Origin of the sequence: Undibacterium sp. WLX3042 (assembly GCF_049544825.1) — a bacterium.
Classification (GTDB): Bacteria; Pseudomonadota; Gammaproteobacteria; order Burkholderiales; family Burkholderiaceae_D; genus Undibacterium.
Window position 1 is genome coordinate 1,091,890 of sequence record NZ_CP186698.1, and the last position, 23,363, is coordinate 1,115,252.

18 protein-coding genes are annotated in these 23,363 nt (G+C 51.9%); 13 read left to right on the forward strand and 5 right to left on the reverse strand.

Going from position 1 to position 23,363, the window contains the following annotated elements:
• Positions 1-42: 42 nt before the first annotated feature.
• From metH to ACPAOP_RS04950, 5 genes are all read left to right on the forward strand, one after another.
• Positions 43-3,786 carry a methionine synthase gene (gene metH, locus ACPAOP_RS04930; RefSeq protein WP_423709518.1) on the forward strand — a complete coding sequence of 1,248 codons (3,744 nt, stop codon included), beginning with the start codon at positions 43-45 and terminating at the stop codon, positions 3,784-3,786.
• A gap of 197 nt (positions 3,787-3,983) precedes the next feature.
• Positions 3,984-4,106: a hypothetical protein gene (locus ACPAOP_RS04935; protein WP_423709519.1), complete on the forward strand. Its 123-nt coding sequence runs from the start codon at positions 3,984-3,986 to the stop codon at positions 4,104-4,106.
• Positions 4,061-5,080, forward strand: a complete 1,020-nt coding sequence (locus ACPAOP_RS04940) for a transporter (protein WP_423679847.1) — start codon at positions 4,061-4,063, stop codon at positions 5,078-5,080. The genes ACPAOP_RS04935 and ACPAOP_RS04940 overlap by 46 nt, the downstream gene beginning before the upstream one ends.
• Positions 5,081-5,330: 250 nt before the next feature.
• Positions 5,331-6,611 (forward strand): HD-GYP domain-containing protein, encoded by a 1,281-nt coding sequence (locus tag ACPAOP_RS04945; RefSeq protein WP_423709520.1) that lies wholly within the window; start codon positions 5,331-5,333, stop codon positions 6,609-6,611.
• The gene (locus ACPAOP_RS04950; protein ID WP_423679849.1) at positions 6,608-9,001 is read left to right on the forward strand and encodes a sensor domain-containing protein; all 2,394 of its coding nucleotides are present in this window, start codon (positions 6,608-6,610) and stop codon (positions 8,999-9,001) included. Before ACPAOP_RS04945 ends, ACPAOP_RS04950 begins: the two co-directional genes overlap by 4 nt.
• A gap of 5 nt (positions 9,002-9,006) precedes the next feature.
• On the opposite strand, the gene ACPAOP_RS04955 is transcribed toward ACPAOP_RS04950, so the two are convergent.
• The gene (locus ACPAOP_RS04955; protein WP_423709521.1) at positions 9,007-9,771 is read right to left on the reverse strand and encodes a tetratricopeptide repeat protein; all 765 of its coding nucleotides are present in this window, start codon (positions 9,769-9,771) and stop codon (positions 9,007-9,009) included.
• Positions 9,772-9,932: 161 nt separating this feature from the next.
• On the opposite strand from ACPAOP_RS04955, the gene ACPAOP_RS04960 reads away from it, so the two are divergent.
• The 4 genes from ACPAOP_RS04960 (at position 9,933) to ACPAOP_RS04975 (ending at position 12,699) form a co-directional block, all read left to right on the forward strand.
• Positions 9,933-10,826 (forward strand): methylglyoxal synthase, encoded by an 894-nt coding sequence (locus ACPAOP_RS04960; RefSeq protein ID WP_423709522.1) that lies wholly within the window; start codon positions 9,933-9,935, stop codon positions 10,824-10,826.
• A 155-nt stretch (positions 10,827-10,981) separates the two neighbouring features.
• The gene (locus ACPAOP_RS04965) at positions 10,982-11,470 is read left to right on the forward strand and encodes a phage regulatory CII family protein (RefSeq protein WP_423679852.1); all 489 of its coding nucleotides are present in this window, start codon (positions 10,982-10,984) and stop codon (positions 11,468-11,470) included.
• A 60-nt stretch (positions 11,471-11,530) separates the two neighbouring features.
• Complete coding sequence (locus ACPAOP_RS04970; RefSeq protein WP_423709523.1) at positions 11,531-12,103, forward strand: chromate transporter; 573 nt, start codon at positions 11,531-11,533, stop codon at positions 12,101-12,103.
• Positions 12,103-12,699 (forward strand): chromate transporter, encoded by a 597-nt coding sequence (locus ACPAOP_RS04975; RefSeq protein WP_423679855.1) that lies wholly within the window; start codon positions 12,103-12,105, stop codon positions 12,697-12,699. The genes ACPAOP_RS04970 and ACPAOP_RS04975 overlap by 1 nt, the downstream gene beginning before the upstream one ends.
• Here the strand turns inward: ACPAOP_RS04975 and ACPAOP_RS04980 are convergent.
• Entirely contained in the window at positions 12,696-14,096 is a 1,401-nt protein-coding gene (locus tag ACPAOP_RS04980; RefSeq protein WP_423709524.1) for a DUF1501 domain-containing protein, read from the reverse strand. The two genes, ACPAOP_RS04975 and ACPAOP_RS04980, sit on opposite strands and share 4 nt — an antisense overlap.
• A gap of 10 nt (positions 14,097-14,106) precedes the next feature.
• Positions 14,107-15,918: a DUF1800 domain-containing protein gene (locus tag ACPAOP_RS04985; protein ID WP_423679858.1), complete on the reverse strand. Its 1,812-nt coding sequence runs from the start codon at positions 15,916-15,918 to the stop codon at positions 14,107-14,109.
• Between the two features lie 218 nt (positions 15,919-16,136).
• Between ACPAOP_RS04985 and ACPAOP_RS04990 the strand changes: the two genes are divergently transcribed.
• Both ACPAOP_RS04990 and ACPAOP_RS04995 read left to right on the forward strand, forming a co-directional pair.
• Entirely contained in the window at positions 16,137-16,997 is an 861-nt protein-coding gene (locus ACPAOP_RS04990; protein ID WP_423679859.1) for a hypothetical protein, read from the forward strand.
• 328 nt (positions 16,998-17,325) lie between these two features.
• Entirely contained in the window at positions 17,326-18,636 is a 1,311-nt protein-coding gene (locus ACPAOP_RS04995) for a dicarboxylate/amino acid:cation symporter (RefSeq protein ID WP_423709525.1), read from the forward strand.
• Between the two features lie 77 nt (positions 18,637-18,713).
• On the opposite strand, the gene ACPAOP_RS05000 is transcribed toward ACPAOP_RS04995, so the two are convergent.
• On the reverse strand, positions 18,714-19,937 hold the full coding sequence (locus ACPAOP_RS05000) for a TCR/Tet family MFS transporter (protein ID WP_423709526.1): 1,224 nt from the start codon (positions 19,935-19,937) through the stop codon (positions 18,714-18,716).
• 127 nt (positions 19,938-20,064) lie between these two features.
• Between ACPAOP_RS05000 and ACPAOP_RS05005 the strand changes: the two genes are divergently transcribed.
• A complete protein-coding gene (locus ACPAOP_RS05005) occupies positions 20,065-21,375 on the forward strand; it encodes a hemolysin family protein (RefSeq protein WP_423679862.1) in 1,311 nt (436 codons plus the stop codon).
• 81 nt (positions 21,376-21,456) lie between these two features.
• On the forward strand, positions 21,457-22,731 hold the full coding sequence (locus ACPAOP_RS05010; protein ID WP_423709527.1) for an Hsp70 family protein: 1,275 nt from the start codon (positions 21,457-21,459) through the stop codon (positions 22,729-22,731).
• Between the two features lie 79 nt (positions 22,732-22,810).
• On the opposite strand, the gene ACPAOP_RS05015 is transcribed toward ACPAOP_RS05010, so the two are convergent.
• The gene (locus tag ACPAOP_RS05015; protein WP_423709528.1) at positions 22,811-23,329 is read right to left on the reverse strand and encodes a Spy/CpxP family protein refolding chaperone; all 519 of its coding nucleotides are present in this window, start codon (positions 23,327-23,329) and stop codon (positions 22,811-22,813) included.
• Positions 23,330-23,363: the final 34 nt, after the last annotated feature.

Here is a 23,363-nt window from a genome sequence, read left to right on the forward strand (position 1 = left end):
TGTTGCATCAGTCCTATTGATACGACGATGCGAGTAAAGATCATGACCAGAACCCTGCCTGTCTCCGCTACCGAAACCCGTTTGCGCGAATTACTGCAACAACGCATCCTGATCCTGGATGGCGCGATGGGCACCATGATCCAGCGTTACAAGCTGACGGAAGAAGATTATCGTGGTGGGCGTTTCAAGGATTTTTCGGTTCCGGGTAAGGAATTATTCGTCAAAGGCAACAATGAATTACTGACCCTGACGCAGCCACACATCATTCAGGAAATTCACGAACAATATCTGGCCGCCGGTGCCGATCTGATTGAAACCAATACCTTCGGTGCGACGACCGTCGCACAAGACGATTACCACATGGCGCATCTGGCTTATGAGATGAACGTGCAGGCGGCAAAAATCGCCCGTGCTGCCTGTGACAAATACAGCAGTGCCGACAAACCGCGTTTCGTCGCCGGCGCATTAGGGCCAACGCCAAAGACCGCCTCGATTTCACCGGATGTGAATGATCCTGCGGCGCGCAATGTCACGTTCGATCAATTGGTGGCTGCCTACCATGAGCAAACCCGTGGTCTGGTCGAAGGCGGCGCCGATGTGCTGCTGGTCGAAACGATTTTCGACACCCTGAACTGCAAAGCAGCGTTGTTCGCGATTGATCAGTATTTTGAAGAAACCGGCCAGACTTTACCAATCATGATTTCCGGCACCGTGACCGATGCTTCGGGTCGCATACTGTCTGGTCAGACCGTGCCGGCATTCTGGAATTCCGTGCGTCACGCCAAGCCGCTGACCATCGGTCTGAACTGCGCACTCGGTGCGGCGCTGATGCGTCCGTATGCAGAAGAGCTGTCGAAAATTGCCGATACCTTCGTCTGCATTTATCCGAATGCAGGTTTGCCCAATCCTATGAGCGATACCGGTTTCGATGAGCTGCCTGCCGACACATCCGCCTTGCTGAAAGAATTTGCCGAAGCCGGGTTTATCAATATCGCCGGTGGTTGCTGCGGCACTACGCCACCGCACATCAAGGCGATTGCCGATATCCTGCAAACCCAGGCGCCACGTATTGTTCCTGCCATTCCGCCGGCCTGTCGCTTATCCGGTTTAGAGCCATTCACCATCGATGAACACTCTCTGTTTGTGAATGTCGGTGAACGCACGAATGTCACGGGTTCCAAAGCTTTTGCACGTCTGATTCTGAATGAGCAATACGACGAAGCCTTAGCTGTCGCCCGCCAGCAAGTGGAAAACGGTGCCCAGATCATCGACATTAATATGGATGAAGCGATGCTCGATTCTCAGGCGGCCATGACGCGCTTCCTGAATCTGATCGCGTCTGAACCGGACATCGCCCGCGTGCCGCTGATGATCGATTCGTCGAAATGGAGTGTGATTGAAGCCGGTCTGAAATGCGTGCAAGGCAAAGCCATCGTCAATTCGATTTCGATGAAAGAAGGCGAAGCAGAATTTTTACGTCAGGCCAACTTGTGCAAGCGTTATGGCGCAGCGGTCATCGTGATGGCATTTGATGAAAAAGGCCAGGCGGACACCTATCAACGCAAAATCGAAATCTGCGAACGCGCTTATCGACTGCTGGTTGATCAACTCGATTTCGATCCGCAAGACATTATTTTCGATCCGAATATTTTCGCGGTCGCCACCGGTATTGAAGAACACAATAACTACGCGGTCGATTTCATTGAAGCGACACGCTGGATACATCAGAACTTACCCGGCGCCAAAATCAGCGGCGGTGTCTCGAATGTGAGTTTCTCTTTCCGTGGCAATGACCCGGCACGTGAAGCGATCCACACCGTTTTCCTGTATCACGCGATTCAGGCCGGGATGACGATGGGCATCGTGAATGCCGGTATGGTCGGCGTATACAGCGAGCTCGATCCCGAATTACGCGAACGTGTCGAAGACGTGGTGTTAAATCGCCGTGAAGATGCCACCGAACGCATGATCGAATTTGCAGCGACACTGAAAGCGGGTGGCAAGAAAGAAGAAGCCACGCTGGAATGGCGCAGCGAGCCGGTTGAAAAACGCTTGGCTCACGCGATGGTGCATGGCATCACGCAGTGGATCGTTGAAGATACTGAAGAAGCGCGCGTCGCTATCATGAACAATGGCGGCCGCCCGATACAGGTGATCGAAGGCCCGCTGATGGACGGCATGAATATCGTCGGTGATTTATTCGGTCAGGGCAAAATGTTCCTGCCACAGGTAGTGAAATCAGCACGCGTCATGAAGCAGGCGGTCGCGCATCTGGTACCTTTCATCGAAGAAGAAAAAAAACGCAGCGGCGACAATAAACCGAAAGGCAAGATCGTCATCGCCACCGTCAAAGGCGACGTACATGACATCGGTAAAAACATCGTCACCGTGGTACTGCAATGTAATAACTTTGAAGTCGTGAACATGGGTGTGATGGTGCCATGCTCCGAAATTCTGGCCAAAGCCAAAGCCGAAAATGCCGACATCATCGGTCTCTCCGGCCTGATCACACCATCACTCGAAGAGATGGCTTATGTCGCTAAAGAGATGCAGCGCGACCCGCATTTCCGCATGATGAAAATCCCGCTGCTGATCGGCGGCGCCACCACCAGCCGCGCCCATACCGCTGTCAAAATCGCGCCGAATTATGAAGGCCCGGTCGTATATGTGCCGGATGCTTCGCGCTCGGTATCGGTCGCGCAATCACTGCTGACGCCGGAAAGCCGCGAGCAGTATATCGATGAGCTGGTAACGGATTACGAACGTATCCGCGTGCAGCATGCGAACAAAAAAACCACGCCATTGCTGACGCTGGCGCAAGCGCGTGCGAATAAAATGAAGCTCAGCTTTGACGGTGCGAACGCGCCTGTGAAGCCAAAATTCATCGGTCGCCGCGTGTTTAAAAACGTTGATCTGGCAACAATTGCACAGTACATCGACTGGGGTCCGTTCTTCCAGACCTGGGATCTGGCCGGGCCATTTCCTGCGATACTGACCGACAGCGTGGTCGGTGAAGCCGCCAGCAAAGTGTTTGCCGAAGGTCAGGCGATGCTCAAGAAAATCATCGATGGCCGCTGGCTGACAGCCAACGGCGTCGTCTCTTTGCTGCCTGCAAATAGCGTGCATGACGACGACATCGAAATTTACACCGACGACAGCCGCAGCCAGGTCGCATTCACCTATTACGGCACGCGCCAGCAAACCGAGAAGCCGGTGGTTGATGGCGTACAGCGGCCGAATCAATGCCTCGCTGATTTCATCGCGCCGAAAGACAGCGGCATAGCAGACTACATCGGTATGTTCGCCGTCACTGCCGGTCTGGGAATCGAAAAATACGAAAAACGTTTTGAAGACGCACATGACGATTACAGCAGCATCATGCTGAAATCGCTGGCAGACCGTCTGGCCGAAGCCTTTGCCGAATATCTGCATGAACGTGTCCGCACCGATCTGTGGGGCTATGCCGCCGATGAAAAACTCAGCAATGAAGAACTGATCAAAGAATCCTATCAGGGCATACGTCCGGCACCCGGCTATCCGGCCTGCCCGGAACACACGGTCAAGACCGCGATGTTTAAGCAGATGCAATGCGAAGAAATCGACATGCACATCACCGAATCATGGGCGATGATTCCGGGCGCTGCGGTCTCTGGTTTCTACTTTGCACATCCGCAATCCAAATACTTCAGCGTCGGTAAAATCGGTGATGATCAGGTGGCGGACATGGCGGCACGGCGCGGTGTGGCAAAAGAAGAAGTCGAACGCTGGCTGGCACCGAATCTGTAGTCCTTTTCTCAAAAAATGGGGGGTATATGGCGTTTTACGCCGATTCTCAGCGGATTGACTTGGCTTTAAAATATACTCCCCCCCAGTATATTTATCCGCCGGGAAGCGCTCTGAGCGCCTTTTTGAGATGTCTGATGACAGCGTGAGCGACATAAGTGGGGGCGTCGGGGATTGTGACTCCCGCATGAAATCTGACCATGACAGACATTAAAAATGTCGTACCGGTAGGGGTGCTGTCTTACAATAGCGGCTCTATCGTTGTGCAGGAAAGCAGATGGTGCTGGATAACTTATCGTATGGCTCAGATCAGTCTGGTTTAATTTGTGGCTATCTGTTTGCGCATGGCCGGGCCGGCAAAACGCTGCATACCGATGAAGCGCTGGCATGGCTGCAGGCACCGCGTGCCGCCAGTGACAACAGCTTTATCTGGCTGCATTTCAATCTGACCAACGTGGCAGCCGAAAAATGGCTGCATGAACACGTGCAGCTACCGGAAGAATTCTACGAAGCACTGCACGAAGGTTCGCGTTCAACCCGGATTGAACATGCAGACCACAATCTGATTGCGGTGATTAACGATGTGCTGCACGACTTTGCATTTGAAGCGTCGGATATTGCGACCTTGTGGCTGAGTGTGACCAATAACATCATGATCAGCGCGCGCCGAAAACCTTTACAGTCGGTTGACCGCTTGCGCAATGCCGTCAATCACGGTGAAATTTTCCATTCTCCCAGCGAATTGCTGACGCATCTGTTACGCGATCAGGCCGATGTGCTGATCGGCATCGTGCGCAATGTCATCAAAAAAATTGACGACATCGAAGACCATTTGCTGGCGGACAGGCTGAACAAAAAACGCGCCAATCTGGGCGAAATCCGGCGTGTACTGGTGCGCCTGCAACGCTTGCTGGCACCGGAGCCTGCAGCCTTGTTCCGCCTGCTGCAAAAACCGCCGGTATGGCTGGCGGAAACCGATGTGCAGGAACTGCGTCAGTCCACAGAGGAGTTTGCGGTGGTGCTGAGTGACATGGCGTCCCTGCAGGAGCGCATCAAGTTATTGCAGGAAGAAATCGCCGCCAGCGAAAATGAACAGAATAACCGCTCGCTGTTTGTGCTGACTGTCGTCACGGTGCTGGCCTTGCCTATCAATATGATTGCCGGCTTACTCGGCATGAATGTCGGTGGCATTCCACTCGCGCAACACGAATACGGCTTCTGGATTGTGGTGGCGATCGTGCTGACATTCACGGTCATTGCCGGCTGGCTGGCGTTCCGTAAACGGGATCGCGATTAAAAAGCCGACCCTCTTCTGCTACCATAGGGCATGCAGGCGCTGGCTCGTGTATTCGATAACAACACCCTCACAGAATTACACCCGTACAAATCATTTTTCGGGAAGATTTCAGTTAGTATTGGAAAAAATGACGTGGTATTTTTTACAAAAAGCTGTTTTCCGTTAAAAATTTTGCTTTTTAAATGATTAAAATTGAAAATACCGCGGGGATCACCCCTACTATGTTGCAAGTTTTGGGTCAGCAAACGTGATGACTGACACTCATACCCAATTTATAGAACTATCCGAACTGCGGATAGGGATGTACGTCTATCTTGACGTCGGCTGGATGGATCATCCATTTCCGATCAGCAACTTCAAAATCAGCTCTCAGGAACAGATCGACACCATACGTTCGCTGGGCATAGAACGTATCCGTTATGCCCCCGATAAAAGCTCAGTCACCGACACCACTGACACTATCACGCCAGCAGAAACTGTCAGCGCAGTAACGGAAACGTCGACAGAATATGCGTTACGCCGCCGCCGGGCATTGCTTGCTGGTCAGGCTGCCAGTCTGCAGGTGTGCGAGCGGCAATTCAATCACGCCGCGCAGACATATAAACAAGTCACCGAGCAGGTCCATGCGCAACCGGGACTGGCAAAGCAACTGGTCGAACAACTGATACAGGGTTTCCTCGGACAAATCCTCAGCGAAGATGAGGCTGCGATCCGCCTGTTGTCAGAAAAAGCCGGCGAAAAGACTTCCCTGCATTCGATTAACGTTACCGTCATTTCGCTGTTGCTGGGTAAAGCAATGGGGCTGAATAAAACCGAGATGCTCAATCTGGGGGTCGGTGCGCTCATGCACGACATCGGTAAAATCGAATTGCCTGACCGGGTACGCTGGATCGATGAACATTTCAGCGCCCCCGAAAAACTGGCATATCAGGAACATGTGGTACACAGCGTGAATCTGGCACGTAAAATGGATCTGGCGCCGAACGCCATGCTGCTGATGGCACAACATCACGAACATTACGACAGCAGCGGCTATCCCAGCCGCATTCCGGGTGAAAAGATGTCGCCGTTAAGCCGTATCGTGGCGCTCGTGAATCAGTACGATAACCTGTGTAATCCGCCGAATCCGGCACTGGCGCTAACACCGCACGAAGCCTTGTCGCAGATCTTCACCAAGTTCAAAACCCGCTTTCACGCGCCAACACTGACAACCTTCATCCGTATGATGGGGATATATCCACCAGGCTCGGTTGTGCAGTTGAGTGACGACAGATACGCGCTGGTGGTCTCGGTAAATTCCGCTCGTCCGATCAAGCCCAAAGTGATCATTCATGACTCCTCAATTGACCGCGATGAAGCGCTGGTGATTAACCTCGAACACGAGCAGCAGCTGTGCATACATCGCAGTCTCAAACCCTTGCAATTACCTAAGTCCGCGTACGATTATCTGTCGCCACGCAAGCGTTTGTGCTATTTCTTCGAACGCGGACTGGAAGCGCAATCAGATACATCCAGCGAGAGTCCGCCATGAAGGCGCATCAACTGCAGGCACTGATAGAGGGAATGCTGGAAGCCGTGATTCTGGTCGATCCTATCTCTTTGCGCATACTTGCGGCAAACCGGGCAATACACACGCTGCTCAAAGTGCAGGAAGGCAGCCTGCGCGACAAGGGTATTGTCGAGCTGGCGGCAGCGCCCGAAGATGTATTTTTCTGGGAAGACGTCGCCGCAGGCCTGTCAGAAAATATTTACTCTGAAACCTTGCTCGAATGCGCGGATAAAACCGTGGTGCAGGTGGAACGCCGGGTCAGTCTGGTCAGAGTTGGTATGGACAACTCGATTTTTGTTGTCGCAGTACGCGACTACACCAGCCAGAAACAAACGGAAAATGAACTCGAGAAACTGATCGCAGAATTGCGTGCAACGCTGGAATCGACTGCTGACGGCATACTCGTTACCGATCTGGATGGCGCTATCCGCAGTTATAACCATTTGTTTGCCAGTCTCTGGGGGCTGCCTGACGAGCTGATGACGCAGCGTGACGATGCAGCAATTTATGCCTGGATGGATAAGTGCATGATAGACGCCGATCATTATACCGAGCGTCTCGGTACGATCAGCCGCTCACCACTGATGGAAGCCAGTGACGTGCTGGTCCTTCGTTCCGGCAAAATTCTCGAGCGCGTGACACTGCCGCAATATGCACGTGGCCGCCCGATCGGCAGAGTGTATTCGTATCGCGATATCACGCAAAAACTCGCTGATGAAGCACGCCTGCAGCTGGCGGCAAAAGTATTTGAATCCAGTACAGATGCGATTTTCATCACCGACAAAGATCAGCGCATCATCACCACCAATCCGAGTTTTGAGCGGCTGAGCGGTTACACCGAAAGCGAAATGCAAAAAAAGACGCCGCGCGATTTTTTTGCCGCAGAAAGTAATCCGGATCTGATCGATCAGTTACTGGCAAAGCTGGAAAAAGACGGCTGCTGGGAAGGTGAACTCTGGAATCGCCGTAAAAACGGACATGCGTATCTGTGCATGATCACTCTGGTCAAAGTGCAGGATGAAAAAAATAATACTCTGCACTACATCGGTTTTTTCAAAGACAGAACCGAAACCCACGTTGCCAAGCAAAAAATCGAGGAACTGGCTTTTTCAGATGCGCTGACTGGCTTGCCGAATCGCCTGCTGCTGTCAGAACGGATCAAGCAATCGATTACGATTTCCAGCCGCGATCACAGTAATTTTGCTGTTCTGTTTCTCGATCTTGATCACTTCAAACAAATCAACGATTCTCTTGGTCATCAGTTTGGTGACCGGGTGCTGCTGGAAGTCACTGAGCGCCTGAAAAAATGTATCCGACAGGTCGATACCGCCGCCCGTCTCGGCGGCGACGAATTTGTGTTACTGCTGCATGAGGCCGATGCCGCCGGTGCTGAAGTGTGCGCACAGCGCGTGCTAGAAGAATTATCTGTACCGATCAATCTGGAAGGAATGAGCTTTACCGTGACGTCCAGTATCGGCATTGCTTTGTTCCCCGATGACGGAACAAATATGGATGATCTGATCAAAAATGCCGACAGCGCCATGTATCACGTCAAGGAACGCGGCCGTTCGGATTTCCGTTTCTATCAGCGCCAGATGAACATCGGTTTGTTATCACGCATGAAGCTTGATCACGCCATGCGTCAGGCACTGGAACATCAGCGTTTCCGCCTGCATTACCAGCCACAGATCAACCTGAGTACCGGCGAAATCTTTGGCGTTGAAGCCTTGTTGCGCTGGAATGACAAGGATCTCGGCGAAATCGGCCCGGCACAGTTTATTCCGATTGCCGAAGAAACCGGCGTCATTGTTCCTATCGGTAACTGGGTCATGCAGACGGCAATCAGCCAGGCCGCGCAATGGAACCGCGCGGGGCATACATTACGGATGGGTTTCAATGTCTCGGCACTGCAATTTCAGCAAGCCAATTTTGTGGAGTCGATAGCCGCTGCGCTGGAAGAACATCAACTGAGCCCGGATAAAATTGAACTGGAACTGACTGAATCCGTACTGATACGGGATGTCGAGGAAAATTTAAAGAAACTGGAATCGCTGGCAAAACTGGGGGTGAAGTTATCGATTGATGATTTCGGTACTGGCTACTCCAGCCTCAGTTATCTGAAGCGTTTTCCTATCCATAAGCTGAAAATTGACCGTTCTTTCATCGATGAATTACCAACTGACGAAAGCGATGTTGCTATCGTCACGGCAATCATCCATCTGGCACATGCCTTGAAACTGCAAGTCATTGCTGAGGGCGTAGAAACTGAGGAACAGAAAAATTTCCTGCTCAATCTGCACTGCGACGAATTTCAGGGTTATCTGTTCTCACCGGCGATATCCGCCGGTGAATTTGAGGAAAAATTTCTGTAAATCATTCAGGATTTGAATTGCCAGTGGCGGCTCTCTTGCTGAATCGCTGCAACCTGTTCAGCAGTCAGCCCGGTATTGACCAGATCCCGGCTGTCTATCGCTTTGCTGCCGACATTGATGCTGGCTCTGAGTAAATACTGATAAGCCAGGAAAATATCCTTTGGCACACCAGCGCCATATAAATATTGACGGCCAAGTTCAAATTCAGCGGATGATAATTCCTGAGCAGCAGCAAGATTGAGCCAGTACACCGCCTGCTTTTCGTCTTTAGGCACACCCCATCCATTAAGGTACAACATCGCCAGATGGTACTGTGCGCTTGCGTTCCCCTGTTCGGCCGCATCCTGATACCAGACAGCTGCCTCACTATAGCTGTGCGGCACCAGCGTCCCCGCTTCATGCAGGGAACCAAGCACTAACTGGGCAGCGGCAAATTCCTGTTCAGCCGCCTGATACAAAAGCTCAAGTGCCTTCTGTTTTTCTTCCGGACTGGTATAACTGGATAAATACAGCAGACCGAGATTCGTCTGGGCACCGGGATGACCCTGATCTGCGGCACGCTTGAGCCAGAAACGTGCCTCATCCACGTTCTTATAACCAAAATCACCGTTCAGATACGACAACGCCAGGGCATTTTGTGCCTGCATGTCGCCGAGTACAGCCCAACGCTGAATCTGCAGTTCGTCATCGTCAAAATCATCATCGCCTGATGCCGTCGCACACGAAGACATGATCGCGAGCGCGCAAAACAAATGTCGCCACTTTTTCATGATTCTCTTCCACTATTGTCGGTACTCACGATGTTACGTCTTAACCTGAGAGAAACATATTTCCATACTGTCGATTAAGGTAACAAATTGTAGTCGTCACTGATGACGAGTTCCTGAGCAGGGGTTACACTGACGGTCTGCCCCTCTGAAAAGGATGAACCGTGAGTTTTACCATCGCTAAAAAATTGCGTATTGGCCTGATTGCAAACCGTTCTCATCAGGATGCACAGGATTCCGCCTTAGTTCAGTTAATTCGGGGTTCGCGTCAGGCTATCACATTCTTGCAACCGGAGTTTGTGGTCGTCGGCAGAACGCTGGACGCGATGGTCACACATGGATTACTCGATATTTGCCAGCATGTTGAGCGTTTTCCCTATGGTCGCGACGGCGGTCTGATGAAGCTGGTCTCACGCGTGGTTGACAGCGACCCGGCCAAGGCCGTGGATGCGGTGATTTATCTGATCGATCCGGTCGATCCCTCATCTGTTTTCCCGGAAGCAGTCGCATTAAAACGGCAATGTGTGATTCATAAAAAGCCGTTTCTGGCCAGTCTGGCCGGCGCACGCGAATGGCTGGAACTGGAAGCGACCGTCAATGGTGCACCTGCCGACCCTGTGCTCAATGCCAGTTTCAGTCTGGACAATGAAGGTATCGCTCTGATCGCGCACGATGCAATGAAAGATAAAATGCTGGCACTGGCAGAAAAACATTTCAGCGTACTGGATAAATTTGCGCACCGGTATGCGACCGGCACCACCGGTGGTCTGCTGAATCAGCTGGCAAAAAAAATCAAAGGCGAAACAGGACGTGACTGGGTGCAGCCCTTTCTGTCCGGCCCGCTGGGCGGCGATGCCCAATTAGCGGAACTGGTGCTCGACAGAAAAATACGGCGCATCCTGTTTCTGGAAGACCCGCATGTCGCCCGTCAGCATGAAGCCGATATCCAGTTACTCGAACGTGCCGCCCGCACCGTGACCGATTTCGCGCAGGTCTTTAGCGAAGTGGAAGGTGCCGATCGCTGGCTGACCTTCCTCAGTGAGCGTTCCTCCCTGTGAGCGATGAAAGTGGCCGCCACCGATATTCCCTGCGGTGGGCAACGCCTTGATTGCAACTGATTGATAAGCAGATATTGAATCAGTACAATCGCGTACCACTGCGCTGCTGCATGCGGCCTGGTCATGATCAATCTCCCGGCAATCAAGGACGCACGATGACACGTAAATATTCAGATATGAACCAGCACGACGCATTGTATAAAGTGGCGCGTGCTTATCCGGGCGGGCTGGAAGCGCTGGCACTGCGCATGGATATGTCTGTCAACGTGCTCAGGAACAAACTGGCTCCGGGCATAGACTCACACTATCCTTCGTTTGAGGAACTGTCAGTCATCATCGAACACTGTCATAACGCGGGAGTGAAAGAAGCGCATCTGCCATTGCACGCCTTGCTCGGACGCCACGGCATGGCCGCATTCGTCGTGCCGGAACCGGATGAAGTGCTGAAAGATGATCTCTCACAAACCGTGTGCCGGGTCATGAGTCAGGTGGGGGATGTCGCTGAAGCGGTCTCCACAGCGCTGCTTGATGGCGTCATCACCGATGCTGAAGCCGATCTGATCGAGCGTGAATTTCAGGGTGCGCTGACCGCGCTTGGCGAATGGCGCGCGCGTATCCGCGCTCATCGCAAGTCTCAGGAGTGAGTCTCTGCGTCAGCTGCAGCTCTGTTTTACAATAGCGCTCCTGCTGACCTTTCCATCACCATGTCTACCGAGCCTGAATCCGCACGACCGCGCCCGACGTCTTTAGCAGACATCTTCTTCTCATTTACTGTGCTGGCACTGCAAGGTTTTGGCGGTGTCGTCGCCATCGTGCAAAGAGAAATGGTAGAACGCAAACGCTGGCTGACCAACGAGGAATTCGTGGAGGACTGGGCCGTTGCGCAAATCATGCCCGGCCCGAATGTCATCAATCTTTGTCTGATGATAGGCAACCGCTACTTTGGTCTGCGGGGCGCACTGACGGCGCTGGCCGGTTTATTGCTGATTCCGCTGATCATCGTTTTGCTGATGGCAGCGGTATACGTTCAGTTTGCGCAACATCCCGGCGTAGCCGGAGCTTTGCGCGGCATGAGCGCCGTGACGTCCGGGCTGATTGCTGCCACCGGTCTGAAGCTGATTCCTGCACTCAATCATCATCCATTAGGCAAACGTCTGGCACTGTTATTCAGCGCTGTCTGTTTTGTCTGTGTCGCCATCTTCAAACTGCCATTGGTCTATGTATTACTGGGGCTGGGTGCCATCAGCTGGGCGCTGGTGTTCAGGAAACTGAAATAATGAGCGAAGCTATCCATCCGGTTTTACACATCAGCATGAATTGGGGCGACTGGCTTCATCTGTGGCTGCATTATCTGATGCTTTCCTTGCTGTCGATAGGCGGCGCCGTATCGACCTTACCGGACATGCACCGTTATCTGGTTGATCAGCAGCACTGGCTCACGGATGCGCAATTCAACGCCTCAATCGCGATTGCACAGGCCGCACCTGGGCCGAATGTGCTGTTTATCGCTCTGATGGGCTGGAATATCGGCCTCAACAGCGGCAGCATGTGGGCGGGCTTGCTCGGTGTGCTGATCACGATGTCAGGCATCCTGCTGCCAAGCACCACGCTCACGTATATGGCGGCCCGCTGGGGTCATGAAAACCGCGATCTGCTTGGCGTACGCAGTTTTAAACTCGCGATGACGCCTATCGTGATTGGCCTGCTGCTCGCGACAGGCTGGATCATGGCGAGTTCACACAATGTTGTGGCGCGCGACTGGTCACTGTGGCTGCTCTCGGCAGCATGTGCCTTCATGGTCTGGCGCACCAGCCTGCATTTGTTGTGGCTGCTGGCGGCGGGTGCGCTGCTGGGCTGGTTCGGGCTGGTCTAAACAAAACCCAGAGTACGGTTGCTGACATTATAGTTCGCCAGATTCGGTAACAGCATCAGTAAATCGCTGTCCGACACGCCCAGCCATTTACCGAGCGTTGCGGCATACTGATCTACCGACGTGGTCGGCAGTAAGCGCCCCTGACCAACATCATCCGGACCATTCGACGCAACAACGGGCGGTGTGCCGAAATAGCGCTGACCATTCACCGCACCGCCCATCACAAAATGCATACTACCCCAGCCGTGGTCTGACCCATCGTTATTACCACTGAGCGTACGGCCAAAATCGGATGCGGTGAACGTGGTTACCCGGTCCGCCACGCCTAACTCCAGTGTTGCGTTATAAAACGCAGCCATAGCGTCTGCCAGCGTTTTCATCAGACCGGGATGATTTGCCACCAGACCGTCATGCGTATCAAAACCACCCATAGACACAAAAAATACCTGGCGTTTTGCGCCCAGTGTGGTCGCACTGCAAATCATACGGGCCACTAATTTCAGCTGATCGCCCAGGCTGTTTTTCGTCGGGAAAGGCGTATTCAGTACAGGTGCGCTGGCCAAAGCCGAAGACAAAATGACGTTCGCATCAATCGCCCGTTTAGTCACGCGGTTGTATTCATTTTCAAATACATGCGTGCGGCTTTGTGTGATTAAGGCTTGTAAAGCCGCAGAGCATTCTTTCGAGCCGAACATAGGTGTCTGCAACGCAGATAACGGTACTGATCCGCTGGTCGATACCTGATACTGGACTGCCGTGTTGCCCGATAAATAGACAGCGTTGCCGGACACATTAATACAAGTGAACGTGGAGTTGGTATTCGCGGCCTGAAACAAATCTCCCATACGACCGCCCCAGCCGGTGCGTGCACCTTCAGCAGCACTCGACTGCCATACGGATTGCTGGTCGTTATGCGAAAACAGTTTCGGCGGTAAAGGTACGCTCTTGTTTGTGTACTGTAATTTGGTAGTCGGTTGTACCAGCGTGCCGGCATTCAGGATCACGCCTAATTTTCCGGCATTAAAAATAGGCATCAGCGGTGCCAGATTCGGTGCCAGCGCATATTGATGGCTGACACCTGCGCTGTCTTTCGGGTCGTTGAGCGAGGTCAGCGCTGTTGCCGTCAGCGCATCCCGTGCATATGCCAGAGTCGGGCGCAAGCTTGAATACGCATTGTAGGAGCTGGTATCGTAAGGCACCAAGGTGTTGCCGTAATCATTACCGCCGTATAAAAATACACAGACAATGGCTTTGTAATCCGTTGCGGTCGCTGCAGCTGCCTCTGACATCGCTGCCAGATTTAAAGCCCACGGTGTCGCAATACCTGCCACCGATAACGCTGAGGCGCGCTGTAAAAATGCGCGGCGTGATGCATTCATCCTGGTTTGATCGGTCATGATAAATTCCTTATTTAATGACGAGAAATTCTGGCGCTGCCAGAACCAGGGTCAGTGCGGCGTAAATGCGGTTATTCCGGCGTGCATCGGTACCGCTAGGCATGGTGTTGACGGCTGTAGCAATGGTGTTGAGGGTTTCATCACTGAGCTGCCCTGCTGCCAGCACGATATTGATTTCTTTCAACAGCGCCGGTACGTTGTCAGTTAAAGGCAGCAAACTGCTGTAATCGGGAATTAAATCCGTATTACCAAGGCTGACCAGCCGCTGCATATAATTGACATAACCGACGACCGTCGATTCATTCGTGATCTGAAATTCCGGGGCGACCAGGGATACTGCAGCAATCGCGCTATTTGGCGGTACGTAACCCGGTCGGAAAAAATTGAAAACCGACGAAGAACGCAAGGGACTTTGCCCGAGACGGGTAGCCGGGTCACTGGTATTACCTATGCTCCAGTTACCACTGACGGAAGAAAGCTTATACGCACGTGCCCATGCCAGCAAGCGCAACACCGGTTCACGCAATTTACCTGCGAGCGGATTGCTGAGAATTTCTGCGTTGCGCGCTTCATCATCCAGCAGCAAGGCTTTGATCACCGCACCCAGATTGCCTTTCACTCCTTTGCCATCGTTCAGGAATACACTCGCAACACGCTGTACATAGGCCGGCGTCGGGTTACTGGTCACCAATCGCTGTATCAGCTGACGGCAGATAAAAGGGGCCACATTCGGATGTGCAAAAATAATATCCAGAGCCGCTTTTAAACTTTGCGCTCCGTTTAAACCGGCGGGCACCGTCGCTCCCAGAAATGTCGAAGCGCCTGTTTCATGGCGACTATCAACCTGCGTCATCGGACGCCGTAAAAAATCCGGCGTGTCGGTTTTGCTGGTGGATAAATCGAAATCCCAGCCAGTGAAAATTCTGGCAAGACCGGTGATGTCATCAAGAGTGTAGGTTTCCTGCTGGACGCCATTCACGGTCTGTGGCGTCCCGTCAGGATTAAGCTTTAACAGGCCGATAGAAAATAACTGCATCAGTTCGCGCGCATAATTCTCGTCGGGGAGCGCACCGGTTTTGGCATTGTATTTGGTGTTGCCGCGATAGGTCAGGTATTGCCCCATGGCGGCACTGGTGGACACGTTTTCCAGCAAAGTACGGAAATTGCCAAAACATTGTGCTTCCAGTAAATCGAGAAACTGTGCAGCAGAAAACGCCTGCCAGCCCGCGCCGACCAAACCATCAATACCGATCACGATAATTTCCGACAAAGCCAGCGTCACGCGTTGACGTAAGGTATCCGGCGCGTTAATCAGCCTGTACCAGACCACAGAATCAAAACCGTTCTGGGTAAAAATATTCGCCGCCGCATTAAAGCCTTTGGCGACCAGCCAGTCCCAGCGGCTCTGGGACAACGGCATCGCCATCTGTTCATCTATCCACGCTGCGTAGCCTATCGCACTGACACGCGCAATCTGTTCGCGTGTCGCACCGGTTGACGCCTGAGCCAGAAAGCGGGACGCCTGAATATCGGTAACCGGTGGCCCACTGGTGACAGGGGGAGTGCCGCCGATACTGCCGGTCGTTCCGCCACCACAGGCACTCAGCAGCGTCGCCGACGCCACTACTGCTGCTGATAAATCCGCACCGGCATTGGTATACGGGCGGGACGGGGCAGCCACGGCCACCATCTCATCTTCTGTCTGAACCTGCATGTCTTTCCCCTTCTGTATGTACATGGCGCCGGACGCTGCTGACAACTCCGGCAACAGCATAAACGAGAGACTGCCGGTCCGCACACCGAATTTGTATGTGCTCTTCACAAAATAAATACATAAGCTGCTCAAAAAATAGCATGTTTCATAGGAGAACATCGCCGTTGGGACAAACCAACAGCATGAATTCTTGTTACATATTCGCTACTTAAAGCAACTCCCTTTAGCGGATACCCGCTACCGCATCATCAATCTTTGTTACAGTCCGCACCACAGATTAAGGTATCCTTGTCAATTCGCCACCCTGAAATTCCTGACCGCTATCCATGAAGTTGAGTATCGAAGCACCAGAAAATGACCCTGCCAAGTCTGGCGAAATTCATCTGCATATACGGTTTCGACCCGCCAATTTCGTAGGTATCCTGATTGTTCTGATCATTCACGCCTTGCTGCTGTATTTTTTACTGAACATGCATCCGGTCAAGAAAAAAAAACAGGGGGATGATGCTGCCGCACAAAATCCCATCGTTCTGATGCTGGATAAGGCCACTGTCGCCAAGATGGCTGTCCCTGAACCGAAAAAACCGGTTACCAAACCTGTGGTTATTCAACGGCCGAAAAAGTCTGTAGCCTCACCTGCAACACCAGCGGTCGCACCGGTTCAGATGGCGCAAACAACTGTCACACCGCCGACACCCATCGTTCAGGCACCACCTGAACAGGATATGATGAGTATGCTCAATGCTGCACGCGAACGCCGCCGTGCACAGGAACAGTCCAGCCAGGAGGCCGCCGTGAATCAGCCGGCGCGTGGCATGACTCCGCAAGAAGTCGCGGAAGCCAATGTCCGCCGTAGTATGCAACAAGCGAATGGTCGCGAAGGTACAGGCGGGGTGTTCCAGATCACCAGCAAAAGCTTGCGCGTAGCAACCTTTACTTTCCGCGGCTGGAAGCCCGACCGGCAAAACAGCTTCAAAAAGACTATTGAAGTGGATGCAGGTCTTGGCGGCGACATTGATATCGCCATCATCCGCCGCATGATCATGTTAATCCGCGAAGAATATCAGGGCGACTTCAGCTGGGAGTCACATCGCCTTGGCCGAGTCGTCACCTTATCAGCCAGACCACAGGACACGGCAGAGCTGGAAAATTTCATGATGAAAGAATTTTTCGGTAACGGTCGCTAACAACTGCGGAATCTGAATTCCACAAGATGTGCTGATGCTCTGCCATAGGGTGAGAAGGTGTCACTGCGAACCTGAACACGAAGACATTGGGTGTCTGCTGATATTGATTACACATCCCCGCAAAACTGTCCGGCACGCATATTAAACCCATACTCAGAGCCGGTTTACCGCATACAGCAGCGTGCTTGGCAGATTGGCAATCGTGTGGAAACCCACAATTGTCTGGCTTTCGCTATTTTTTGATAATGCTCCGATAGAAGTCATTGTGATTGTCATGGCGCATTCATTCACGCCATCAATTTCCCGCAACAATTCTCGGAGACGGCAAATGAATAAGCCACCAATTTACAAATCCCTGTATTTCCAGGTGATCAGCGCCATTATCATCGGCGTTTTGTTAGGTCACTATTATCCTGAAACCGGTGCGGCAATGAAACCGCTGGGCGATGGGTTCATCAAGCTGATCAAGATGATGATTGCACCGATTATTTTCTGTACCGTAGTCGTCGGTATTGCCGGTATGGAAGATATGAAAAAAGTCGGTAAAACCGGTGGTATGGCACTGCTGTACTTTGAGATTGTCAGTACGCTGGCGCTGATAGTTGGTCTCCTCATGATCAATTTCGTGCAACCCGGCGCCGGCATGCATATCGATGTGAATGCGCTCGATACCAAAGGAATCGCGGCCTACACAGCTCCGGGAAAAATGCAGACCACGACTGAATTTCTGATGGCGATTATTCCGACGACGATCGTCGACGCATTTGCCAAAGGGGAGATTCTGCAAGTCTTGCTGATTTCGGTCTTTTTTGGTTTTGCATTACATCGTTTCGGTGGTCGTGGCACGCTGATTTTTGACTTTATCGAAAAATTTTCCCACGTCTTATTCGTCATCGTTGGCTACATCATGAAAGCAGCGCCGATCGGTGCATTCGGCGCGATGGCATTTACAATCGGAAAATTCGGTGTTTCCTCACTGCTGTCACTCGGTTATCTGATGGCGACTTTTTACGGAACCTGCCTGATTTTCATTTTCGTTGTCCTCGGCACTATTGCTAAGTTCCACGGTTTCAGCATCTGGAAATTCGTCAAATACATCAAAGAAGAATTACTGATCGTGCTCGGCACGTCGTCGTCAGAATCGGCATTGCCAGGCATTATTGCGAAACTGGAAAAACTGGGTGTAAAAAAATCCGTCGTTGGTCTGGTTGTTCCGACCGGTTATTCATTCAACCTTGACGGTACCTCAATTTATCTGACGATGGCCGCCGTGTTCATCGCTCAGGCCACCGATACACCGATGAGCCTGATGCAGCAAATCACTTTACTGGCCGTACTGTTGCTGACATCCAAAGGCGCGGCGGGTATTACCGGCAGCGGCTTTATCGTGCTGGCCGCCACCTTATCTGCGGTAGGCCACGTGCCAGTTGCGGGTCTCGCCCTGATACTCGGTATTGACCGCTTTATGTCAGAAGCCCGCGCTTTGACGAATCTGATCGGGAACGGCGTTGCAACCATCGTCGTGGCAAAGTGGGGAAATGACGTCAACATGCAGCAACTGGAAGATGGTCTGAATTCAGTCAGTCCGGTCGGCAGCAATGATTACGAAGCGATGATGGATGTACCAAAGCATCGCTGATCAACTGAAGATAAAAAAAGCGGACTGATGTCCGCTTTTTTTATGAGAGTAAATTATCGTACGCAAATGATAATGCGCTATTTTTTCAGATGGCGTATCGCCAGCAAAAGCGCAAAGAATTGTACTGTTGCCGCCATAAAAAACGGTGCGCCCAGCATCCAGCTACCTCGCGGAAAATGACTCACCTGTGCCAGCAATGCTGTACCAGCGAGTGTCGCAGCAACACTCATGATACTCGCCAGTGCACTCAGTGAACCCATGGCTAAGCCTTGCGAACGCACATTCACAGCACGCGAAAAAAAAGCCTGTAAAGCGGGCCCGGAAGCAAATGCCAACATATTGCACAGGATCAGGACATACATCATCCAACCCTGCGTAGCCACGCCGTACAAACTCAGCGCAATACACGAAGACGTAAGGCCATACAAAACAGCATTCGCATCACCGACGCGCTGAATATAACGCGTAAGAAAAACACCTTGCATCAGCACACTGGAAATACCGACCATAAACAGGGAAAAACCATTTTGCATCGGTGTCCAGCCGAAACGTAATTCCGTTGATAAGACCCAGGTTGTTTGCAAAATAAACTGAGCAAACATCGACAAGGCGTACACCCATACCAATGGTCCCACGCTCTGTAAATGCGCGAGCCCATTCAATCCGGCAAATGGGTTGGCCGACAACAGTGAAAAGGCTTTACGGTGTTCCGGCGATAAGGATTCAGGCAAAGAGAAATAGCCGTAGACCACGTTTGCCAGCGACACAAGAGCCGCCAGATAAAACGGATAATGAATATTGGCTTCACCGACCAGCCCGCCGATCACAGGTCCGCAGATAAAGCCAAGACCAAACATCGCACCAATTTTTCCCAGCGCCTTGCTGCGATTTTCCGGAGCGCTGACGTCCGCAATATAGGCCGTTGCAACTGACAGATTACCCGCTGTCACACCGCCTAAAGCACGGATAAACAGGAGCCAGTATATGGATGTTGCCTGAGTCAGTAAAACAAAATTCAGCCCCAGTCCGAAGACACAGGTCAGCAACACCGGACGGCGACCAAAGCGGTCACTCAGTGCGCCGATCACCGGTGCAAAGAAAAACTGCATCACGCCATATATGGCGACAATCGCACCATACCAGTACGCCTGCATATCGCTCTGCAGAGTGAACGATGCCACCAGCCGGGGCAGAACAGGAATGATCAGACCGATGCCGAGAATATCCAGAAAGACAGTAATCAGCACAAAACGCACATTCGTCGACAAAGACGTTTGCTCAGAAGAATCCGGTGGAGGCATCTGCACTCTCTTTCGATACAATAAATTTTGGGAATTAATGCGAGATGACGCTGTCTTACGTGCAATCTCAGGCCAGCGTTTGCATAGTATATGATTAACCCTGACAACATGCTTCACGGGAGTTAACATGGCCTTATTTGATCATTTTCTGGTGATTGCTTTACTGGTTGCGATCAGTGCATTTTTCTCGATGGCAGAGATTTCTCTTGCCGCAGCAAGGAAAATGAAATTACAGGTACTGGAATCAGAAGGGGAGTTGCGCGCCACGAAAGTACTGGAGCTGCAACAGGCGCCCGGTCATTTTTTTACTGTCGTGCAGATCGGTCTGAACGCGGTCGCGATACTTGGCGGTATTCTGGGTGAACAAGCGCTGACGCCGTATTTTTCTGCGGTATTCCAAGCATTGTTCGGTAATACCAGCTGGGGCGATACCGCGGGCTTTCTGATCTCGTTTGTTTTTGTTACTTCGGTTTTTATTCTGTTCGCAGATCTGATCCCGAAAAAGCTGGCGATGATCGCGCCGGAATCGGTGGCGATGGTAGTCATTACCCCGATGCGCTTATGTGCGGGCATATTCAAGCCACTAGTCTGGATATTCAATGGTTTATCCAATCTGATGTTCAAGTTACTGAATCTGCCGACAGTCCGCGATGAACAGATCACCTCGGATGAAATTTATGCGATGGTGGATGCCGGAGCTGAGGCAGGGGTGTTGCAGGAACGCGAGCACCACATGATAGGCAATGTCTTTGAACTGGAAAGCCGCACCGTCCCGAGTGCGATGTCACAGCGCGACAGCATCGTCTTTTTTACCTTGCAAGACACGGATGCCGTCATACGTCAGAAAATTGCAGATAATCCGCACAGTAAGTTTCTGGTCTGTGACGGGCATATCGATAATGTCGTCGGTTACGTCGAATCCAAGGATATTCTGAAGCGCGTGCTGACCAATCAGGCTTTTTCCAAAGTGCAGGAACTGTCGATCAGAACCGCGCTGGCGGTACCGGATTCACTGACTTTGTCGGAGATGCTTGAGCAATTTAAAGGGACGCGCGAGGATTTCGCCGTGATCCTCAATGAATACGCGCTGGTAGTCGGTGTCATCACGCTCAATGATGTCCTGAGTACGCTGATGGGAAATCTGGTGCATCCGTTTCTGGAAGACCAGATCGTCCAGCGTGACACAAACTCATGGCTGATAGACGGTGCGACAACGATAGAAGACGTATGTCGTGCGCTGAACATAGACTCCTTGCCCGGGCAGGGCAGCTATGAGACTATTGCGGGCTTCATGATGACGATGCTCAAAAAGATACCGAAGCGTACCGATTTCGTGATGGTCGACAGGTATAAATTTGAAGTGGTTGATATCGACCATTACCGGATAGATCAGTTGCTGGTCGTTCTTCAGGAAGAACCACCGCTATCGCCGGAATGATGGTTCAGTTGACAGCTCATTCATTATCAGCGCCGCCAGCTTATGCTTGACGGCGTTTTCGTTTTTTTATCAGGAAGTTTCATGTCGCAAGCTTGTGGAGTAGATTTTGGTACCTCAAACTCAACCGTGGGTTGGCATCGTGGCGCGCAATCCGTTCTGCTGGCACTGGAGCAGGAAAAGCTGACTTTGCCATCGGTTATTTTCTTCAATGCCGAAGAACATGAGGTCAGCTACGGACGCGCCGCACTGGCGAATTATCTGGCGGGTTATGAAGGGCGCCTGATGCGCTCGATGAAAAGCTTGCTGGGTACCAGTCTGATTGATGGTCAGACTGAAGTGATGGGCAAACCACTCGCATTTCGCGATTTGTTATCGCAATTTATCGGTGAGCTGAAAAAGCGTGCTGAACACTCTGCAGGACAAGCGTTTGAACATGCCGTATTCGGTCGTCCCGTCCATTTCATCGACGATAACCGCCAGGCGGATCAGATCGCCCAGAACACGCTGGAAGATATTGCGCATGCGGTTGGTTTCAAAGAGGTGCATTTTCAGTTTGAGCCTATCGCGGCCGCCTTCGATTATGAGTCGCGCATAGGAAAAGAAGAGTTGGTACTGATTGCAGATATCGGCGGTGGTACTTCCGATTTTTCTCTGGTGCGTCTGGCACCGGAACGCGCGCATTTGCTGGATCGCCGTGATGATATTCTGGGCAATGGCGGCATCCATATCGGTGGTACGGATTTCGATAAATACCTGAGTCTGACGCATATCATGCCCATGCTGGGCTTAGGCGGCAGACTGGGAAATCAGACCGATGTGCCATCGAGTTATTATTTTAATCTGGCGACGTGGCATACAATTAATCTGGCCTACACGCAAAAAGTCTGGCGAGAATTACAGGATGTATATCGCGATATACAAAGCAGCGATGTGCGTCAGCGTTTTGAACGCTTGCTGAATTTAGTCGAAGACCGTGATGGACACTGGCTGGCAATCAAATCGGAAGAAGCGAAAATCTTATTGTCAGATCAGGATGCCATTAATCTGCCACTGGAACGTCTGCGCAGCAAACCGGTATCTGTGCCCTGTTCACTGATACTGGAGCAAGAAGGTTTGCAATCCGCCATCGGCCATCTGAGCCGCGATATTGCACAGGCGGTCTCCAAAGTATTGCAGCAGGCCGGTATTCGCCCGGATCAGGTGGACACCGTGTTCTTTACAGGTGGATCAAGCGGTGTACGTGGCTTACGCCAGCAAATCGCAGCGATTGTCCCGAATGCACGCAAGGTGGAAGGGGATCTATTCGGCAGCATCGGTGCCGGTCTGGGATTAGATGCGGCAAGAAGATTTGCCTGATGAGAAAAGATCGTACTGCGTAAAAAAACAAACGGGCATCCTGGTACAGATGCCCGTTTGCTTTTTCTTTTGTGTCGTTTTATGGCTTATTCATCATGCCGGGAGCATCACCGCGTTTATGCATTTGCCGCGCAATGTGGCTTTGCATTTTGTGCTGCAGACGGCGATGGCTTTCATCAAAAATCTTTTGCTGTTCCGGCGTCAGCGTTGCATAGAAAGTCTTGGTGGCCGCCAGACGATCCTGCATCTGTGTCTGATGCTCTTTCATTCTTTCCAGCATTTTTTCCATGCGCTGCGGTGTGGTCAGCTTATCCAGCTCTTTAAAATCTTCGCGCGGTGGCATAGCTTTCGGCGTGACCGATTGTATGAATGCTTTCCATGCGGGCTCCTGCGCCGCTGTGATCTTCAGGGTATCGTGCAGCTCTGCCTGATGCTTGGCAAAACGTTCTTTCATCTGCTCAGGATTTTTACCAGGCTCGCCCATAGGATGTTGCGGACGCGGAGGGACATCCGGTGCGGTTTGTGCCAACGCTATCGCGCTGACGCCACAACAGGAAGTAAGGACAACTGCCAGCAAAGTTTGTTTGAAATTTTTCATCATGTATCTTTCCGAATGCTCGAAAAAAGCTCAG

What these genes read in the sequence shown, in the direction of transcription:
- metH (WP_423709518.1), top strand. Translation starts at nt 43, where the DNA reads ATGACCAGAACCCTGCCTGTCTCCGCTACCGAAACCCGTTTGCGCGAA.
- ACPAOP_RS04935 (WP_423709519.1), top strand. Translation starts at nt 3,984, where the DNA reads ATGACAGACATTAAAAATGTCGTACCGGTAGGGGTGCTGTCTTACAAT.
- ACPAOP_RS04940 (WP_423679847.1), top strand. Translation starts at nt 4,061, where the DNA reads ATGGTGCTGGATAACTTATCGTATGGCTCAGATCAGTCTGGTTTAATT.
- ACPAOP_RS04945 (WP_423709520.1), top strand. Translation starts at nt 5,331, where the DNA reads ATGACTGACACTCATACCCAATTTATAGAACTATCCGAACTGCGGATA.
- ACPAOP_RS04950 (WP_423679849.1), top strand. Translation starts at nt 6,608, where the DNA reads ATGAAGGCGCATCAACTGCAGGCACTGATAGAGGGAATGCTGGAAGCC.
- ACPAOP_RS04955 (WP_423709521.1), bottom strand. Translation starts at nt 9,771, where the DNA reads ATGAAAAAGTGGCGACATTTGTTTTGCGCGCTCGCGATCATGTCTTCG.
- ACPAOP_RS04965 (WP_423679852.1), top strand. Translation starts at nt 10,982, where the DNA reads ATGACACGTAAATATTCAGATATGAACCAGCACGACGCATTGTATAAA.
- ACPAOP_RS04970 (WP_423709523.1), top strand. Translation starts at nt 11,531, where the DNA reads ATGTCTACCGAGCCTGAATCCGCACGACCGCGCCCGACGTCTTTAGCA.
- ACPAOP_RS04975 (WP_423679855.1), top strand. Translation starts at nt 12,103, where the DNA reads ATGAGCGAAGCTATCCATCCGGTTTTACACATCAGCATGAATTGGGGC.
- ACPAOP_RS04980 (WP_423709524.1), bottom strand. Translation starts at nt 14,096, where the DNA reads ATGACCGATCAAACCAGGATGAATGCATCACGCCGCGCATTTTTACAG.
- ACPAOP_RS04990 (WP_423679859.1), top strand. Translation starts at nt 16,137, where the DNA reads ATGAAGTTGAGTATCGAAGCACCAGAAAATGACCCTGCCAAGTCTGGC.
- ACPAOP_RS04995 (WP_423709525.1), top strand. Translation starts at nt 17,326, where the DNA reads ATGAATAAGCCACCAATTTACAAATCCCTGTATTTCCAGGTGATCAGC.
- ACPAOP_RS05000 (WP_423709526.1), bottom strand. Translation starts at nt 19,937, where the DNA reads ATGCCTCCACCGGATTCTTCTGAGCAAACGTCTTTGTCGACGAATGTG.
- ACPAOP_RS05005 (WP_423679862.1), top strand. Translation starts at nt 20,065, where the DNA reads ATGGCCTTATTTGATCATTTTCTGGTGATTGCTTTACTGGTTGCGATC.
- ACPAOP_RS05010 (WP_423709527.1), top strand. Translation starts at nt 21,457, where the DNA reads ATGTCGCAAGCTTGTGGAGTAGATTTTGGTACCTCAAACTCAACCGTG.
- ACPAOP_RS05015 (WP_423709528.1), bottom strand. Translation starts at nt 23,329, where the DNA reads ATGAAAAATTTCAAACAAACTTTGCTGGCAGTTGTCCTTACTTCCTGT.